We start from the raw sequence: 15,767 nt of genomic DNA on the forward strand, positions 1-15,767 counted from the left end.
AAGCTCCCTCTTCCAGCAAGCTCGTGCTGAATTTCGTTACTTTTCACTCTAAAAAATTTTTTACTTTTTTTTCTAATAGCTAGTTCTGTAATATGCTTTTTATATGTTTAAAGGAATTTTAAATGAATACCGCAGTTCAACTACCTGAAGGTTATGAAATTCGTTCGCTGAGCGACGCTGAGTTTACGCCTCTGTACAATTTGCATGCGGAAAAGGTTTTTGAGCACTCTCAGATCTTTCGTTATCATCGCTTTCTTTCTGACGACGAAAAGATGAAATTTCGAGATCTGGCTCAACCTTATAAAGGTGGCTTCGAACTCAACTTAGCGCTTTTTTATAAAAACGAATTTGTCGGATGGTGCAGCGGAGATCAACACTCTGCTGAAGCTTTTTACATGCGCAATTCGGCGATTTTGCCGGAACATCGTCGCTTGGGTCTTTATTCAAAAATGTTAGAAGAAACTATTCGCGTGCTGACCGAAAAAGGTTTTCAAAAAATTTATAGCCGCCACAATGCCACGAACAATCCGGTTATTATTCCGAAATTAAAAGCCGGCTTTGTGATTTCCGCGTTGGAAGTCAGCGATATGTTTGGGACCTTGGTGCATTTGACTTATTTGACCAATCCCCTGCGCCGAAAAATGATGATCTATCGCACGGCGATTTAATGCCGGATGAAGAGATCAAAAAGGCTTTGGATCTTTAAACTAAAAGCCGCTCTTGCGAGCGGCTTTTAGTTTAAATCGGCAAAACGTCTAAATCCTTAGGACGGATCTTACGAATCTCTTCTGGGATGCTGTCCATAATTGAATCGGCCAAGGCCTCGATCAGTTCATTCTTATAATGTTCGCGACGATATACGAGCCCGATTTCACGAGCCGGAATCGGACGTTCAAAAGGAACCAACTTAGTTCCATCACCAATACTTTCCGTGGCTAAGGCAGGCAATAAAGTATAACCGCCGTATTGATCGACAAGATTTTTTAGCGTTTCCAAATTGCCACTTTCAAACTGATAACGACGATGGGTGTTTTTTTGTTTTTTTGTGGCACAAATATCCATCACCTGATTGCGCAAGCAATGACCTTCTTCTAACAACCACACGTCTTCCATCTTCAGACTGCTGTATTTGATTTTTTTATGATCGGCGTATTCATGATCTTTTTGGCAAAGCACGCTAAAAGGCTCATAGTACAAAGCCATTTCATGAATTTTTGATTTATGAATCGGGGTTGCCAAAATTCCGACATCGATTTCGTCGTTATCTAGTGCCTCGATGATTCCGTGGGTTTGCAATTCCATAATCTTTAATTCAATCGCGGGGAATTTTTGCTCCAAGACCGGTAAAAGTTTGGGCAATAAATAAGGTGCAATCGTGGGGATGACGCCCAAAACAAGCTCCCCTTTTTGCGCGCTCATACTTTGCGCTTGCACGATATTGCCGATTTTTTTGGCCTCGAAAAGCACGGCTTGAATCTGATCTACCAGTTTTTTGCCGACCTCCGTCAAAAGGATAGGCTTTTTGGAGCGATCAAAAATGATCACCCCCAGATCTTCTTCTAGTTTTTGGATCTGCATGCTTAACGTAGGCTGGGTCACGTTGCACGCCTCGGCCGCCTTCCCGAAATGCCCGTATTTATTGACGGTCAGGACATATTCCAGCTGCGTTAAAGAAAAGTTCATTTTAGGATTGATCATTTTTTAGGCTCCTTTGAGGGGCGTTTTCCGAGGCGCATGAGGATAGATTTAGCCCACGGCATCACGATAAAGGAAATCTATCGCCTTTTTAAAAATATCAATTTTACTAATATTTGTCAATCGTCTAGGCTCAACCTATCGATAACTGCCAACATATAGGAGACATAATGGCGACATTGATCAATTCAAAAGTGACTGACTTTTCTGCTCAAGCTTATCACAAAGGTGAGTTCCGCACGATCACACAAAAAGACTTGCAAGGAAAATGGTCCGTATTCTTTTTCTATCCCGCTGACTTCACTTTCGTGTGCCCTACTGAACTAGGTGACATGGCTGACAAATATGCGGCTTTCCAAAAAGCGGGCGTTGAAGTTTACTCTGTTTCTACAGACACTCACTTCACGCACAAAGCATGGCATGACACTTCTGATACCATCAAAAAAATCAATTACCCCATGCTTGCGGACCCAACTGGTCACTTAGCAAAATTCTTCGGAGTTTACATTGAAGAAGAAGGTCTTGCTTACCGCGGTACTTTCTTGATCAATCCAGAAGGTAAAATCAAATTGGCTGAAGTGAATGACAACGGCATCGGTCGTAACGCGGACGAACTTCTTCGTAAAGTTCACGCGGCTCAATACACAGCTTCTCATCCAAATGAAGTGTGCCCTGCTAAATGGCAACCAGGCGACAAGACTTTGAAACCAGGTCTTGATCTAGTAGGAAAAATCTAGTTTTAGGTTTTAAATTTCAAGAGGGCTGCGGTCACTCCGCGGCCCTTTGTGTAAGTAAGTTAAGTTAGTTTTGAATTTTTTAAGTAAGGAGTTCTTCAATGTTAGATCCTCAAATGAAGGAACAGTTATCGACTGTCTTCCAAAAACTCGAAAATGAAGTTGAACTCGTCTATGCTCCTAGCTCTCACGCCGATCAAAAAGATTTGGTTGAGATGCTTGAAGAAGTTGCCAGTACATCTTCCAAAATCAAAGCTCGTGCCGCGACCGGCATGGCTCAGGTGACTTCGCCTCAATTTAGTATTTTTGCCCACGGTAAAGACACCGGCATCACTTTCCGCGCCATTCCGGGCGGTCATGAATTTACCACGCTGATAGTGGCTATTTTGAATTCCGACGGCAAAGGCAAAATGCCCGACGCCTCCCTTGCGGCTCGTATCAAAGGCCTTAAAAAGAATATCGCTTTAACCAGCTATATCTCTTTAACCTGTGAAAACTGTCCGGACGTGGTTCAAGCTTTAAATCAAATCGCGATCATTCACGGTTCGTTTAAACACACGATCACCGACGGCGGTTACGTACCCGATGAAATTTCATCCCTGGGCATCCAAGGTGTCCCGTCATTGGTTGTTGATTCGAAAATGATTCACTCAGGCCGCAGCAGCTTGCTTGATTTGATCACTAAGCTTGAAGAAGTTTTCGGTAAAGACGCCAATGCCGCGCCCGCAGAGCCTGTGAACCAAAACTTAGGACATATGGATGTGCTCGTGATCGGTGGTGGTCCGGCGGGAGCTTCGGCGGCGATTTACACCGTTCGTAAAGGTCTTTCCACCGCGATGATCACTGACGCTATTGGCGGTCAGGTGAAAGAAACTAAAGGTATTGAGAATTTGGTTTCGGTTGTTTACACCGAAGGTCCTCAATTAGCGGCGCAATTAAATCAGCACGTGGCTTCTTACCCGATCAAAGTTTTAGAAAACCGTCGGGTGAAAAAAATCGTGCAAGGCGCCCCGAAACGTATTGAGCTTGAAAGTGGTGAACACTTAACGGCAGACTCTATTATCGTGGCGACCGGCGCAAAATGGCGCGAACTCGGCATTGAAGGCGAAAAAGAATACTTAGGCCGTGGTGTCGCCTACTGCCCTCACTGTGACGGACCATTTTACAAAGGTAAATCCGTCGCGGTGATCGGTGGCGGAAACTCGGGCGTGGAAGCGGCGATTGATTTGGCGGGCATCGTCGGCAAAGTGACGTTGTTTGAATACAACGACAACTTAAAAGCCGATCAGATCTTGGTGGATAAACTTAAATCGTTGCCAAACGCGACGATCATCACGGGTGCGAAGACTTCAAAAATCATTGGCGATGGTGCCAAGGTGACGGCCTTAGAATACGTGGATCGTCAGTCGGATAAAACCGAGCTTTTCACTTTGGACGGCATCTTTGTGCAAATCGGTCTTGTTCCGAATAGCAGCTTCTTAAAAGAAACTGTGGAGTTGACCAAATTTGGTGAAATCAAAGTCGACGAAAAAGGTCGTACTTCCGAAAAGGGTATTTACGCCGCGGGTGACGTTACAACGACACCTTATAAGCAAATCGTGATCGCGATTGGTGAAGGTGCGAAAGCCGCTTTGGCGGCCTTTGAAGATCGTATGTATCACGCTTAGTTGTTCCTTAGAATGAACGTTGTTGTTAAGCCGTCGGTCCCTCCCGACGGCTTTTTTATTTTACAGCCGGTACTTCCCTCGATAGCATCAGGTAAAAACGAGGCACCATGGTTTGGCTTACAGCCTTAAACATCCTTGCATATGGCTCTCAGAGTTTTCTGGAAAGCAAACTCGTTCCGATTATTTTGATTGGCATCTGTCTTGTGGTTTTCGCAATTAGAAAATTGAAAACCCATCTGAGCCTAGCGGCCTGCACGTTTGGAGTTCTTTTACTGACCCAAATCGCATTCCTTAGAGACTTATGGCCCCTGCCTAGTGTTTTTATGACGTTAACAACCGCAGTTCTTTTATGGCGAGCCCAAGACACAAAATGGTACGGCTTGATTGAGTTTAAAATCCGCCCTGCGATGATAGCTATTTTGTTGGGTTTATTATCATTCGGCACGGTGGCTGCTTGGGTTCACTTCACCGCTCCTTCCATGGAACAGATTCCATTTAAAGTTCCAAATGGAACTCCCTTGATTGAGGTCACAGGCATGATTTTAATTTTTGCCGTACTTAACTCTTTCGCTGAAGAGTTTATTTTTCGAGGTCTTGCGTTGAACATTATGATGCCAAAGTCATTTTGGATCGCCAATGTGATGCAATCCACCGGCTTCATGTTTTTACACTATAAAGGATTTCCATTTGGTTTGTCGGGTGCGCTTTTAGCTGGAGCTTTCGCATTTATAATGGGCCTTCTTCGCTTTAAAACCGGATCTTTGACCTATCCGTGGCTGGCTCACTTTGTCGCCAATATCGGGATGGGATTTCTCCTGTACTCTCTGCTCTAAAACCCGCTCACGACAACGCCGCGCAGAACCGATGCGGTGGTGAAATCTTAACTTCCGATTTTCGAATCCGGCCATAACTCAAATAGCGGTTATTAGAATGCCAGGCGAGGAACAGACCTTAATAAGGCAAATCCTTAAATGGATTTCCTACATCATAATTATATTGGTATTTGTCTTTGTACCCTTAATTGGGGTACAATATGAAAACGGTCGTCAACCGGGCGGTTATATCGAACGAAGCGACGGCACACTCGAGTTTTTGCAAGTGCTAGAGGTGAATAAACATATGACTACAAAAAAATTTGTCGGGATCGAAACTTTAGCCTCTGAATTTGGACCTATGACCTTAGGTCTATTGATTCGCTCCTTGCGTGAAGCTCAGGAAATATCTCAACAACAATTGGCGCAAAAACTGAAAATCTCTCGCGCGCACCTTTGCGATATCGAAAAAGGCCGACGACTGGTCAGCCCTGAACGCGCTGGTAAGTTTGCTAAAATCATTAAAGCTCCTGAATCCACAATGATTCAACTCGCCCTTCAGGACCTATTAAGAGCCGCCAAACTCCCCTATCAGGTCGAACTTAAGAAGGTGAGCTAGCTCACAGCTCAACGCATCGTTTCTTTTAGGAGCTTTCCTCAGACTCTGCCGCTGGAAGCAGATACCCTTTACCTCGTTTCTGGGGTATACTCGTGGGCACCTAAATACCTCTGGAGGAAAGATGCTATTCCCTGAATTAACTCCCGCACAAAAACGTAAAAATTTTCGCGACGCTTTGAAATCGGGCAAGCTTTTGCAGTTTCCTGGCTCATGGTCGCCCCTGGTCAGCATGGAAATCGAACGCCAGGGTTTTGACGGAGTTTACATTTCAGGATCCGTTCTTTCTAATGACCTAGGATATCCCGACATCGGTTTGACATCTTTGACTGAAGTCGCCCAACGGGGCCGTCAAATTTCTCGCACCACAAAACTTCCGACCATCATTGATATCGACACCGGATTTGGTGAACCCATGAGCGCGACCCGCACGGTGCAAGAGATGATCGAAATGGGCCTCGCGGGTTGCCATATCGAAGATCAAATCAATCCAAAACGTTGTGGTCACCTTGATGGCAAAGGTCTGGTCACTGCAGCAGAAGCCACCAGAAAAGTCGCTGCCGCCGCTCGCGGTAAAAAAATGGATGAGAATTTCCTTTTAATCGCGCGCACCGATGCACGCGCGGTGGAAGGTCTAGATAAAGCCATCGACAGAGCCAAAGCTTACATCGACGCTGGTGCTGATTGCATTTTCACCGAAGCTCTCGAGAACGAAAAAGAATTTGAAACTTTCCGTAAAGCCGTCAGCGTTCCGTTGCTAGCAAATATGACCGAGTTCGGCAAAGGCCGCCTGTACACGTATCAAGAGCTTTCAAATCTTGGTTACAACATCGTGATCTATCCCGTGACCACATTCCGTTTAGCCATGGGCGCGACTATTCATGGTTTGGCTGATATCAAAGCAAAAGGCACGCAAGAAGGTCTTTTAGATCGCATGCAACATCGTAAGGATTTGTATGCGCTGACTCGTTATGACGAGTACAACTCTTTTGATTCCAGCATCTTTAATTTTAAAGTAAGAGAGTAAGCGCAGCTTAACGCTGTGCTTACGTAAACGGGACCTGGCACCGATGAAGAAGTTAAAAGTTTTTCTTTCTGAAAGTAAAAATCCGCATCTCAATATTGCGACAGAAGAGTGGATCTTTGATAACCTGGATCCTTCCCAGCAAGTTTTGTTTTTGTGGCAGAATGAAGAAACTGTCGTCATCGGGCGCAACCAGAATCCTTGGAATGAATGCAATCTGGCGAAAATGAAAGAAGATAAAGTCCACCTGGCCCGGCGTAAAACCGGTGGCGGCGCGGTCTTTCATGATTTGGGCAACATCTGCTTTACCTTTTTATCCCCACGCGAAGAATATAAGCGCGAAAACAATGTGCAAATCATTTTTAATGCCCTGAAAGAGCTGGGTATTACGGGCGAAGCTTCGGGGCGTAATGATTTGCTGATCCCCTTCCCCGACGGCCCCAGAAAATTTAGCGGCAGTGCTTATCGCGAAAAAAAGGATCGTGCTTTTCATCACGGCACCCTATTACTCCACGCCGATTTAACTAGATTAGGGAACTACCTGACCCCAAACCCTAAAAAGCTGCAAGCCAAAGGCAAAGAGTCGGTGCGCGCAAGGGTGGCAAACTTAAATGAAGTTCGTCCCGGCATCGAAGCTAAACACATCGTCGAATACATGGTGCCCGCGTTTGAAAGGTTTTATGACGGCAAAGCCGATATCGAAATGCTTTCGTTAGCCACTGTGAATAAGAATGCCGAACTTAAAGGTCACTACGACCAATTAAGCTCTTGGGAATGGCTTTACGGGAACACTTTAGAGTTCACCCACAAGATGGATGAATATCTTTCATTGGGATTTTTTGATTTTCAATTCAAAGTCGAAGACGGCGTTATCAAAGATGTGCATATCTATACAGATTGCCTGTACCCTTCTTTGGTGGATGAACTGACGACCCGCCTTAAAGGACAGCCTTATCGTGGTGATTCGGTGAAGGCCGCGATCGAGGCCGCAAAAACAAAACACCCGGATTTGATCGCGGGTGTTTCTGAGTTGGGACAGTGGCTTTTAAAAAATATTGAAATTTAGCGAATTGCTTTTAAGTTTGCACAAGAGTACTGCTTGTAAGCCACCTTATTACCGACATTTTTGTGGTCGGTATAAACATTGGCACCAAGCAAAACATCTGAATCCGCCGTCAATTTAAGTTCTACAGAAGAAGAACTGTTCAACTTGATTGAATAAACTGTTTTCGTTGAATCATAAAACCAAGGACCACTGGCAGAGCCCGACATTGTGGCAAAGAAGGATTCTTTTTGCGCCTTGATTTCAGGAACATCCACAACCACTTTGTTGATACGACGTCCGTCCATATTCAAAGTGATTTTGCAGGACTTATTCGTAAAAGCAATTTTGCTGCAAGCCGTGTCGGTCGCAAATACACCGCCCGAATCCTTACATTGCTGGCGTGAGGTCACCACACCTTGATAAGTCGTTGTTTTCGCTTGAGCAAGGGCGCCCAAGAAAGTGACCGAAAGAACCAAAAGAGTCGTCTTCATAAATCCTCCAAAGTTTTTAATCCACGCCTTACTAAGCACGAAGTGTACCGGCCATTTTGGCTCTAAGCTCAGCGAGGGCCGTTTACAGAAGGAAAATAGGATAAAAATGAGCTTTCTCGCGCAAAAATTGTTAGCCATTCCCGGGGGCCAAGCGGTATATCCAACCCATGCTTGATCTCCTTATTATTCAACATGAAGACGATACGCCCCCAGGAAGCACCCTTGAATGGGCAAAGCAACGCGGCCTTAGCACGTATGTGTGGCGCGTGGACCAAACCCCGCCCCCCTTCCCTCCTGCGCAGTTTAAAGCTCTGGTGATCTGCGGCGGGACCATGGATACGTTTGAAGAAGACAAGCATCCTTGGCTTAAAACCGAAAAATCATTTCTGAAAGAATGCATCGCCGCCAAAAAACCGATCTTTGGGTTGTGTCTGGGCAGCCAGCTTTTAGCGGAAGTTCTGGGAGGTCGCTCTTATCCTTACCACAAATGGGAAATCGGCTTTGTGCCGGTGCAACTGTTAGACGAAAATCCGCAAAAAACACTCCACGTTTTTCACTGGCATCAGTGCACTTTTGATTTGCCCCCGGGGGCGGAGCTTTTAGCCACCAATGATTTCTGTCCCAACCAAGCTTTTACGTTTGGGAATAATATTATGGCGACTCAATTCCATCCGGAAGCCACCGAAAAATGGGTTGAAGAATGCTCAGACTCTGTCGAAGACGGGCGCAGTTTTACCGGGATTGTGCAAAATAAAAAAGAGATGCTCGAAAGCATCTCTTTACGAAAACCCATGCAAGACTGGTTTTTTCAAAAACTAGATTCTTGGTTTGAAACTACATAGCAAACACGCGCGTGCACGAACGAATCATCAAGTGATCGCGCGTAAGACCTTTTTTAGCCAAATTCAAAAATTCTAGGCCCGAGACCGTATTAAAGAAATAGGTACGACCAATGTATTTTGGGTTCTCAGCTCCTGGGGTGATCGGGGACGTTTGCATTCTGATACCCGTCTGTCTTTCAAACTCATTCTTAAAGGTCACATGGAAGTCTTGACCCCACTGGGTATAACTATTGTTCGAAGGCGAAACGTCCGCCAACGTCAGCCACGAGGGCTCTTTGTTTCCTTGTAAAATTCCAACGGAAACTCTTAAGCGGTCTTTAAGAACATTGTCTTTTTCCCAGACGCGAGTGATGTCCTTACGACCAATAGCTTCAAAATAGTTTTCTAACAAAAATGCATCACCAAAATCGCGTAAAGCGATCTTACCGGTGGGGCGCATATTCGCATCAAGCTCGACTAAAAAGTTTTGCGAGTGCGGAGAATCGTAAACCATTCCGGTTAACGCCATAAACTCCGCCAAGGCTTTCGCTAAAGGCTTGTTATAGTGTTCATTCCAGTAAGTCCCAGGATCATCAGAACCATTCAGTTTAGCGATCTTGCGACCCGTTTCATCATGCATGATGGAAAAACCCGGCACGTAGGTTTTACCAGAATTAGAAAGACTGTCGTAAGAACGAATGACCAAACCTTGATCCAAACCCTTGATACCAAAGGCCATCGTTTCATCTAATAGAACGATGTTTTGCAACGCCGGTTGATTTTTTAAAGACTCGGCCACGAAATCCGTGATCTTACGGATTTGCTTAGCATCATCCCAAGTCTGTTTTTTATCGGCCCAATAGCCACCGGTATTATCGGTAGATCCCTTGATGGAAAACTCCGCGCCATTATGAGGATCTACGGCAATATAGCTGCGAGAAGCCGTTTGATAACCCTCAAAATATTTATAACGTATTGCGGGAATGCCGTTTTGCCTTAAGAACTTCTGAACTTCTTTATGCCATTTGGTGTCTTCAGGATTTAAAATCCAACGGACATACTTTTTCCCATTGCGCTCAAAAATCATCGACTGCACAAATTGCGGAGGTGCACGCAAGGCCACATTGGCTTCAACCAGCTCTAACGGAATTTCAAAGTGTTCCAACATAATCTTTTGATTTGAACGAGCCGCCACCGCATTGGATTTCGTCTCATACGTCACCAGTCTTTGCATTTCATCGGAAATAGCTTGGGCCGCCAGCGACCATAGCTGCAAAAACACAAACCCTAAAGCCAGAATAGAACGTAAATGTCTCATTAATTGTCCTTCCACGATTACATCTACTAAAAACTATTGAAAAATCTTATTGCACGACGGATGGGCGGATTCGTTGATCAAATCTTTGATCACACCGAACTCTAAATGCGGGTTCCCGCCCTTATCGGCATGAAGTTTATCCGCTCCTTTACCACCGACAAACCAAGCAAAATCAACTCCCCGCACGCCCGCGTTCTTTTTCCATTTGCCTTCGATGGCCCGTCCATCGCGATCCAGATACAAGGTGTACCGACCCTCTAGGGTTTGCAGCAATGAACCATTCGCCACTTGAGCCTTCGTCGGACGATTGCTCTGTTTGATGTCTACTTCCCCCAAGGTTTCTAAAACAAAACTGACATCGACTTTTTCAATCGCGTCGGGATAAGCCTCTCGTTCGGTGGGTGTCAGTTTTTTCTTGTCACTTAGCGTGCGCTTATAACCGACCACAGTTTCATTCCAGATTTCTGATCCCAGGTGGGAATCAATAATGAAAGGCTTTTTATTGACGGCTAAACCGTAACGTAAAACCAGGTCAAACACCGCGGCATTGGGTTGATTTTGCGAACGGCCTTTGCGTGAAGGCGAGCCAATCTGCGCGTACTCTTGAGTATAAAAATAGCTGGCCCCAGCTAAAGCCTTTAAATCCGCGGGTTGGAAAACCACTTTTTCTCCCGCCGGATTGGTGCGTTCTACCGCAAACTGAGGTTCGGCTAACATAATCCCCGCGCAACGAACACCGTTACAAAAACCTTCCCAATCTTGAATCTTGGCCCCTTGTCTTAAAGGACCGCGAAAGTTCATTTCGTGATCCGTCGTACGAAAATCATAGAGGCCTAAAAGGACGTCATATTTTTCGACAGGCGACAATTTTTGCCGCTCCTCAGGCGTTAATTTCATATATGAATTCTTATTTAAGACTGTGCCTGGATGCTTAGATTCAGTCCAACGCTGAGCAATTCCCCCCTGATACATAGGAAAGTAATTGCCTGCCCAAGGAGCATTTTTTTCGGCCAAACGGAACTCTGCCGGCCCTTTAAAAGGATTTAAATAGGACTCAACACCCTTTTTTGTGATGTTAGAAAAGCCTAAGGACGACTTATACCAATAGAGATCATCCGCCAGAACCCCGGCGTGTGAGGCCGAAGACAGAAACTGACTAAAGATCAGACATATAATGACGTACCGACGTAACATACCTAGCTCCAAGTGATTGCACGTGGCGGTACGATGCAGAAATGGTGCCGAAAGGTTTTGACCGGGTTCGGAGGCGGAGTTAGCTTGAGCCATTACTTTAATTAACTTAATGCGCCGCCCAAATATGGGATCACGGAGCATGATCTTTGTGGAGAATTTATGGCTGAATATATTAATCCAGATTACGTTCCAGAACCGGAAAAGATGAATGTGAAAAAAGGTCTTGAAGGTGCGGTGATCGACACGTCTTCAGTATCTAAAGTAAATGCAGAAACCAACTCCTTGGTTTACCGTGGTTACCCCGTTCAAGATTTAGCAGAAAACTGCTCGTTCGAAGAAGTGGCTTACTTGATGTACAACGGCGAATTGCCAAATGCGTCTCAACTTGCCGACTTCACAAAAAAAGAGCGCGGCTATCGCGAGATTTCGACGACTTTGTTGAACGTGATCAAAGCTCTTCCGCAAAAATGCCATCCGATGGATTCTATTCGCACGGCCGTTTCTTTCCAAGGTTGTGAAGATGCGCGTATCTGGGATTCAACGCCTGCAACAGATATGGACAAAGCCATCCAATTGCTAGCAAAAATTCCAACGATGGTGGCGGCGGATTACCGCTTCAAAAAAGGTTTGGATTTCATTCCTCCGAAAGCAGATTTATCTATCGCGGAAAACTTCTTCCACATGTGCTTTGGTAAAGTGCCCGCTAAAGAAGTGGTTAAAGCTTTCGACGTTTCTTTGATCCTTTACGCGGAACACAGCTTCAATGCTTCGACGTTCACCGCACGTGTGGTGACTTCAACTCAATCGGATCTTTATTCTGCGACCGTAGCGGGTATCGGCGCCCTGAAGGGACCTTTGCACGGTGGAGCGAACGAACAAGTCATGCACATGATGATCGAAATCGCGGATCCGGCTAAAGCCGAACAGTGGATGATCGATGCCTTGGCGCAAAAGAAAAAAGTCATGGGTTTTGGTCACCGCGTGTATAAGTCTGGCGACTCTCGCGTACCGACAATGAAAAAATACGCCCAAGTCATGGCCGACGTTATCGGCGATCAAAAATGGATGAAAATGTACAACAGCTTGGAAAAAGTGATGGTAGAGAAAAAGAAAATCTATCCAAACCTCGATTTCCCGGCAGGCCCGGCTTACTACATGATGGGCTTTGAGATCGACTTCTTTACACCGATCTTCGTGATGGCGCGTACTACGGGTTGGTCCGCGCACATTATGGAGCAAGCGGCGAACAACCGTATCATTCGTCCTTTGAGTGAGTACGTGGGTTCACCTCAACGTAAAGTGACTCCGATCAGCGAACGTAAATAATTATTTAAGGGCTTCGGCTTTTAGATAGAAAAATGAATATCAACCCCAGGATTTAAGCCTTTTAAGGTTTAAATTTCTGGGGTTTTGTTTTTAAAGAGAAAGAAATATGAATTCTGAAAAACTAGGCGACTTAGAAAAAAAGCCTTTCAATTCACTCCTTGAAGGTCCGCGCATCAAGATGGCCCATGCCTCCCCGTTGTACTCGCAGCAAGTTTTTGACTACATCCAACGTGATCATGCCTTGGGCGGTCGGATTTATCCTTGGGTTAAAACTTTGGAAGAGGTTGAGCAATATGTGGTTAAACCTGTCACTATGGAATCAAAAGACATTCATTATTTAATTTTTCTTGGAGACAAAGCCATTGGGTCCGCCCACGTGCATACGATCTCCTACCTTGATCATAAAGCCGAGGTCGGATACGCGCTTGAAACCGCCGAGTATGGAAAAGGATACGCCAGCGAAGCCTTGCAGCTGTTATTAGCAGAAATGAAACGTCTTGGTTTTAACAAGGCCATTATCAGCACGACTCAGGATAATGTGGCCTCGATGAAGGTCGCCGAACGCAATGGTTTTAAACGCGAAGGACTGTTTGCGCAGGACTATATCGAAAATGGCCGCTTTGTGGATTCGGTTCTATACGGAAAGCTGTTACGGTGACTTTACCCTTAGAAACCATCAGTTTTTAGAGCAGATAAAAACTTGCTGGGTGGAGTTCCCGTTTTCGCTTTGGAATTCATCCATCACTTTATAAACGGCATCGCGCAGTCGTTCTTTGAACGCGGCCAATTGACGAGTTTCAACGGAAAACACTGAATACAAAACAAGATTGTTAGGATTGTCTGTGAACTCAGCCGGGCTGGTGGCAATTTCTCGTCCCAATTCGCCCACTAACGTGCCCAGTTCTTTGCCCGTAAAATTGAGCATGTCCACCGCAGTCTCATTAGCAAAATAGCGTCCTTTTTTTTCGGTGACTAGCCCTGAGGTTTCTAGGATCTCGATATTTCTTAGCGCTTCCACTTTTGAAAGTTTACTTCGTTTCAAGATATCCTCTAACGAAGCCCCCTGCTCTTGATCACCCAAGGAAGCATAAACCAAGAAACATTTTTTCTTAGAAACAACCTTTCCCAACAAGGGGCCCAGCGTTCTAGGTGTCCGATTTCCCGTTTTAAAGGATTTTCTGAGACGCAGAATTTCAACCGCGATTTTATCTTGAGATAAAGGGCTCAGTTCGGGCTGCTCTTGGCCGACCAACAGTGCAAAGTACTCTTGCGCCATCTTGGGAATATTAAGAGCATGGCGAATAGAACGAAGACTTTCTTTAGAAAGCTTCTTTTTTCCAGACAGGTATTCGGAAAGAAAACTGCGAGAGCTAAAACCACAGTGCCGTGAAAATTCCGCGACACTGATGGGCTTCGCCCCCGATTTTTGAATTTTTAAAGCGGATCGCAGAAAGCTTCTGGGATCCGTCTCATTCAGCAGTTTTTCGACGTCCACTTAGTTGCCGACAGAGATGCGTGGTTCTGCGCTCGAGTTAGAATCGTAAGTGATTTCTGAGTTTTTATAACAGATAACCGCAGTTTCAATATCACCCGGACCATCAGCCAAAATAGTCAATGTCCCCGAAGCGCCGTTTTCTTTTCCGTCCATTACAAGTTTGATAGAAGCGTCTTTATTGAAAACGATCACGCCGCTGCCATTAGACTTCAAAGTCGCCGCAGAATCGTCAAGACGTGTTTTCGTGCCGTCGTCTTCGTTGTTAAGCACAACCACGGTATTGAATTTTGAAGGCGCTAGCGAAGGCACCAGCCCGATGGAATACCAGATATCACCATCATCTTGTTCACAAGTGTAAGCGGTTTTTACAGTTGTTTGGCTCGCTTGAGCCGCAAAAGAAAGACTTAAAGTCGCAAAAGCTAAAAGGAACTTTGTCATGGAATTCTCCTGTGTATGGGAGGGTTATGCCATGGGGTTTCCGTGACCTTCTATTAAAAAAACAGGGGACGCTTTAAATCGCGTTCGCTAGCGAACATTTTAAAAATCGCCTGAACTATTTACTCAAAACGTCTAATTCCTGCTCATTTCCTCGCGAAGTCTTCCGCCAAAATCTCATGGACGGCAGCCGCCCCGGCCATGCTGCCCGCAGCACTGGCCATTAAAACTGAATGCATCATAGTGGAGCTATCACCGGCAGCATAGACCCCGGGCACCGAAGTCTCATACTTCATGCCGATTTTATAAAGACCCATTTCATTCAACTCACATCCTAAAGAAGTTCCTAAGGAAGATTTTATTTGGAACGGCAATACCGGCGTCATAAAAATGCCTTCTAAATTTATTTTTTCTCCGTCGACAAAGTGAACGGACCTTAACTGTTCTCCCACAGACTCCAGGTGAGTGATTTTTTTTGAAATCCAGGGCACTGTGTTTTTTTCTAAATGCCGAATAAACTCCGGATCAAGATTTTCAGCGCCGTTTGTTAATAACACCAAATCTTTAGAAAGCCCGCGAATCATGGGCACCATGTGGGCGGCAAAAGTAGCATCCGACAAAAGGGCTAATTTTTTATCGCGCACTTCATACCCATGACAAAAGGGACAGTGAAAGACGGACTTCCCCCACAGATCTTTAAGTCCCGGAATATCGGGGTGACGATCTTGAATACCTTCCGCCAAAATCACTTTGCGAACATGAACGTATTTACTAGAGGAAAGCTCGGCCCGAAATCCCGCCGATTGTTTTTCGATGCTTTTCACTGATCCTGAAAAAAACTCCGTAGTTCTGTATTTTTCAATGTCCGCCATGGCAAGCTTGCGCCATTCTTGCGGATGAATGCCGTCTCGGGTGGGGAAAGAATTTAAGTGGGACGAGGGGGCATTTCTGGGCCTGGCGTCATCGCATAGAATCACTTTTCTTTGCATGCGCGCTAAATTTAAAGCCGCACTTAAGCCCGCAGGACCACCACCCACGATTAAAACGTCATAATCAAACTTCATAAAGACCTCACATCCTTGGTTTGATTATAA

Annotated in this window: 17 protein-coding genes; 10 read left to right on the forward strand and 7 right to left on the reverse strand. The window is 45.3% G+C overall.

Features of this window, described 5'->3' with window-relative positions; all coding sequences use genetic code 11:
- Positions 1-122: 122 nt before the first annotated feature.
- The gene (locus AZI86_RS18680) at positions 123-668 is read left to right on the forward strand and encodes a GNAT family N-acetyltransferase (RefSeq protein ID WP_061836821.1); all 546 of its coding nucleotides are present in this window, start codon (positions 123-125) and stop codon (positions 666-668) included.
- A 70-nt stretch (positions 669-738) separates the two neighbouring features.
- Here AZI86_RS18680 and AZI86_RS18685 read toward each other — a convergent pair whose 3' ends face one another.
- Positions 739-1,698, reverse strand: a complete 960-nt coding sequence (locus tag AZI86_RS18685; RefSeq protein WP_253716028.1) for a LysR substrate-binding domain-containing protein — start codon at positions 1,696-1,698, stop codon at positions 739-741.
- Positions 1,699-1,865: 167 nt separating this feature from the next.
- Between AZI86_RS18685 and ahpC the strand changes: the two genes are divergently transcribed.
- The 6 genes from ahpC to AZI86_RS18715 all read left to right on the forward strand — a co-directional run bounded on the left by ahpC (position 1,866) and on the right by AZI86_RS18715 (position 7,614).
- Positions 1,866-2,432, forward strand: a complete 567-nt coding sequence (gene ahpC / locus AZI86_RS18690; RefSeq protein WP_061836823.1) for an alkyl hydroperoxide reductase subunit C — start codon at positions 1,866-1,868, stop codon at positions 2,430-2,432.
- A gap of 98 nt (positions 2,433-2,530) precedes the next feature.
- Positions 2,531-4,096 (forward strand): alkyl hydroperoxide reductase subunit F, encoded by a 1,566-nt coding sequence (gene ahpF / locus AZI86_RS18695; RefSeq protein WP_061836825.1) that lies wholly within the window; start codon positions 2,531-2,533, stop codon positions 4,094-4,096.
- A 323-nt stretch (positions 4,097-4,419) separates the two neighbouring features.
- Entirely contained in the window at positions 4,420-4,929 is a 510-nt protein-coding gene (locus AZI86_RS18700) for a CPBP family intramembrane glutamic endopeptidase (protein WP_157684776.1), read from the forward strand.
- Positions 4,930-5,215: 286 nt separating this feature from the next.
- Positions 5,216-5,527 (forward strand): helix-turn-helix transcriptional regulator, encoded by a 312-nt coding sequence (locus AZI86_RS19305; RefSeq protein WP_157684777.1) that lies wholly within the window; start codon positions 5,216-5,218, stop codon positions 5,525-5,527.
- 121 nt (positions 5,528-5,648) lie between these two features.
- Positions 5,649-6,551 carry a methylisocitrate lyase gene (prpB, locus tag AZI86_RS18710; RefSeq protein WP_061836829.1) on the forward strand — a complete coding sequence of 301 codons (903 nt, stop codon included), beginning with the start codon at positions 5,649-5,651 and terminating at the stop codon, positions 6,549-6,551.
- A 43-nt stretch (positions 6,552-6,594) separates the two neighbouring features.
- A complete protein-coding gene (locus AZI86_RS18715; RefSeq protein ID WP_061836830.1) occupies positions 6,595-7,614 on the forward strand; it encodes a lipoate--protein ligase in 1,020 nt (339 codons plus the stop codon).
- On the opposite strand, the gene AZI86_RS18720 is transcribed toward AZI86_RS18715, so the two are convergent.
- Positions 7,611-8,084, reverse strand: a complete 474-nt coding sequence (locus AZI86_RS18720) for a hypothetical protein (protein WP_061836832.1) — start codon at positions 8,082-8,084, stop codon at positions 7,611-7,613. The two genes, AZI86_RS18715 and AZI86_RS18720, sit on opposite strands and share 4 nt — an antisense overlap.
- Positions 8,085-8,251: 167 nt before the next feature.
- On the opposite strand from AZI86_RS18720, the gene AZI86_RS18725 reads away from it, so the two are divergent.
- Entirely contained in the window at positions 8,252-8,926 is a 675-nt protein-coding gene (locus tag AZI86_RS18725; RefSeq protein ID WP_061836833.1) for a type 1 glutamine amidotransferase, read from the forward strand.
- Here the strand turns inward: AZI86_RS18725 and AZI86_RS18730 are convergent.
- Both AZI86_RS18730 and AZI86_RS18735 read right to left on the reverse strand, forming a co-directional pair.
- Positions 8,919-10,223, reverse strand: a complete 1,305-nt coding sequence (locus AZI86_RS18730; protein WP_061836834.1) for a ferric iron reductase — start codon at positions 10,221-10,223, stop codon at positions 8,919-8,921. The genes AZI86_RS18725 and AZI86_RS18730 overlap by 8 nt on opposite strands.
- A gap of 33 nt (positions 10,224-10,256) precedes the next feature.
- Positions 10,257-11,510 (reverse strand): hypothetical protein, encoded by a 1,254-nt coding sequence (locus tag AZI86_RS18735; RefSeq protein WP_157684778.1) that lies wholly within the window; start codon positions 11,508-11,510, stop codon positions 10,257-10,259.
- A 66-nt stretch (positions 11,511-11,576) separates the two neighbouring features.
- Between AZI86_RS18735 and AZI86_RS18740 the strand changes: the two genes are divergently transcribed.
- On the forward strand, positions 11,577-12,743 hold the full coding sequence (locus AZI86_RS18740) for a bifunctional 2-methylcitrate synthase/citrate synthase (RefSeq protein ID WP_061836837.1): 1,167 nt from the start codon (positions 11,577-11,579) through the stop codon (positions 12,741-12,743).
- 106 nt (positions 12,744-12,849) lie between these two features.
- Positions 12,850-13,401 (forward strand): GNAT family N-acetyltransferase, encoded by a 552-nt coding sequence (locus AZI86_RS18745; RefSeq protein ID WP_061836839.1) that lies wholly within the window; start codon positions 12,850-12,852, stop codon positions 13,399-13,401.
- A gap of 18 nt (positions 13,402-13,419) precedes the next feature.
- Here the strand turns inward: AZI86_RS18745 and AZI86_RS18750 are convergent, their stop codons facing one another.
- From AZI86_RS18750 to AZI86_RS18760, 3 genes are all read right to left on the reverse strand, one after another.
- On the reverse strand, positions 13,420-14,238 hold the full coding sequence (locus AZI86_RS18750; protein ID WP_061836841.1) for a hypothetical protein: 819 nt from the start codon (positions 14,236-14,238) through the stop codon (positions 13,420-13,422).
- Positions 14,239-14,676 carry a hypothetical protein gene (locus AZI86_RS18755; protein WP_061836843.1) on the reverse strand — a complete coding sequence of 146 codons (438 nt, stop codon included), beginning with the start codon at positions 14,674-14,676 and terminating at the stop codon, positions 14,239-14,241.
- Positions 14,677-14,819: 143 nt separating this feature from the next.
- Positions 14,820-15,737, reverse strand: coding sequence for an NAD(P)/FAD-dependent oxidoreductase (locus AZI86_RS18760; protein WP_061836845.1), 918 nt, complete (start codon positions 15,735-15,737; stop codon positions 14,820-14,822).
- Between the last annotated feature and the right edge of the window lie 30 nt (positions 15,738-15,767).

Source organism: Bdellovibrio bacteriovorus (genome assembly GCF_001592735.1).
In the GTDB taxonomy this organism is placed as follows: domain Bacteria; phylum Bdellovibrionota; class Bdellovibrionia; order Bdellovibrionales; family Bdellovibrionaceae; genus Bdellovibrio; species Bdellovibrio bacteriovorus_D.

Bases quoted from the DNA above. Each gene is read 5' to 3' on its own strand.
- ahpF (WP_061836825.1), top strand. From the start codon at position 2,531: ATGTTAGATCCTCAAATGAAGGAACAGTTATCGACTGTCTTCCAAAAA.
- ahpC (WP_061836823.1), top strand. From the start codon at position 1,866: ATGGCGACATTGATCAATTCAAAAGTGACTGACTTTTCTGCTCAAGCT.
- AZI86_RS18760 (WP_061836845.1), bottom strand. From the start codon at position 15,737: ATGAAGTTTGATTATGACGTTTTAATCGTGGGTGGTGGTCCTGCGGGC.
- AZI86_RS18730 (WP_061836834.1), bottom strand. From the start codon at position 10,223: ATGAGACATTTACGTTCTATTCTGGCTTTAGGGTTTGTGTTTTTGCAG.
- AZI86_RS18715 (WP_061836830.1), top strand. From the start codon at position 6,595: ATGAAGAAGTTAAAAGTTTTTCTTTCTGAAAGTAAAAATCCGCATCTC.
- AZI86_RS18685 (WP_253716028.1), bottom strand. From the start codon at position 1,698: ATGATCAATCCTAAAATGAACTTTTCTTTAACGCAGCTGGAATATGTC.
- AZI86_RS19305 (WP_157684777.1), top strand. From the start codon at position 5,216: ATGACTACAAAAAAATTTGTCGGGATCGAAACTTTAGCCTCTGAATTT.
- AZI86_RS18745 (WP_061836839.1), top strand. From the start codon at position 12,850: ATGAATTCTGAAAAACTAGGCGACTTAGAAAAAAAGCCTTTCAATTCA.
- AZI86_RS18735 (WP_157684778.1), bottom strand. From the start codon at position 11,510: ATGGCTCAAGCTAACTCCGCCTCCGAACCCGGTCAAAACCTTTCGGCA.
- AZI86_RS18680 (WP_061836821.1), top strand. From the start codon at position 123: ATGAATACCGCAGTTCAACTACCTGAAGGTTATGAAATTCGTTCGCTG.
- AZI86_RS18740 (WP_061836837.1), top strand. From the start codon at position 11,577: ATGGCTGAATATATTAATCCAGATTACGTTCCAGAACCGGAAAAGATG.
- AZI86_RS18700 (WP_157684776.1), top strand. From the start codon at position 4,420: ATGACGTTAACAACCGCAGTTCTTTTATGGCGAGCCCAAGACACAAAA.
- AZI86_RS18720 (WP_061836832.1), bottom strand. From the start codon at position 8,084: ATGAAGACGACTCTTTTGGTTCTTTCGGTCACTTTCTTGGGCGCCCTT.
- AZI86_RS18725 (WP_061836833.1), top strand. From the start codon at position 8,252: ATGCTTGATCTCCTTATTATTCAACATGAAGACGATACGCCCCCAGGA.
- AZI86_RS18755 (WP_061836843.1), bottom strand. From the start codon at position 14,676: ATGACAAAGTTCCTTTTAGCTTTTGCGACTTTAAGTCTTTCTTTTGCG.
- prpB (WP_061836829.1), top strand. From the start codon at position 5,649: ATGCTATTCCCTGAATTAACTCCCGCACAAAAACGTAAAAATTTTCGC.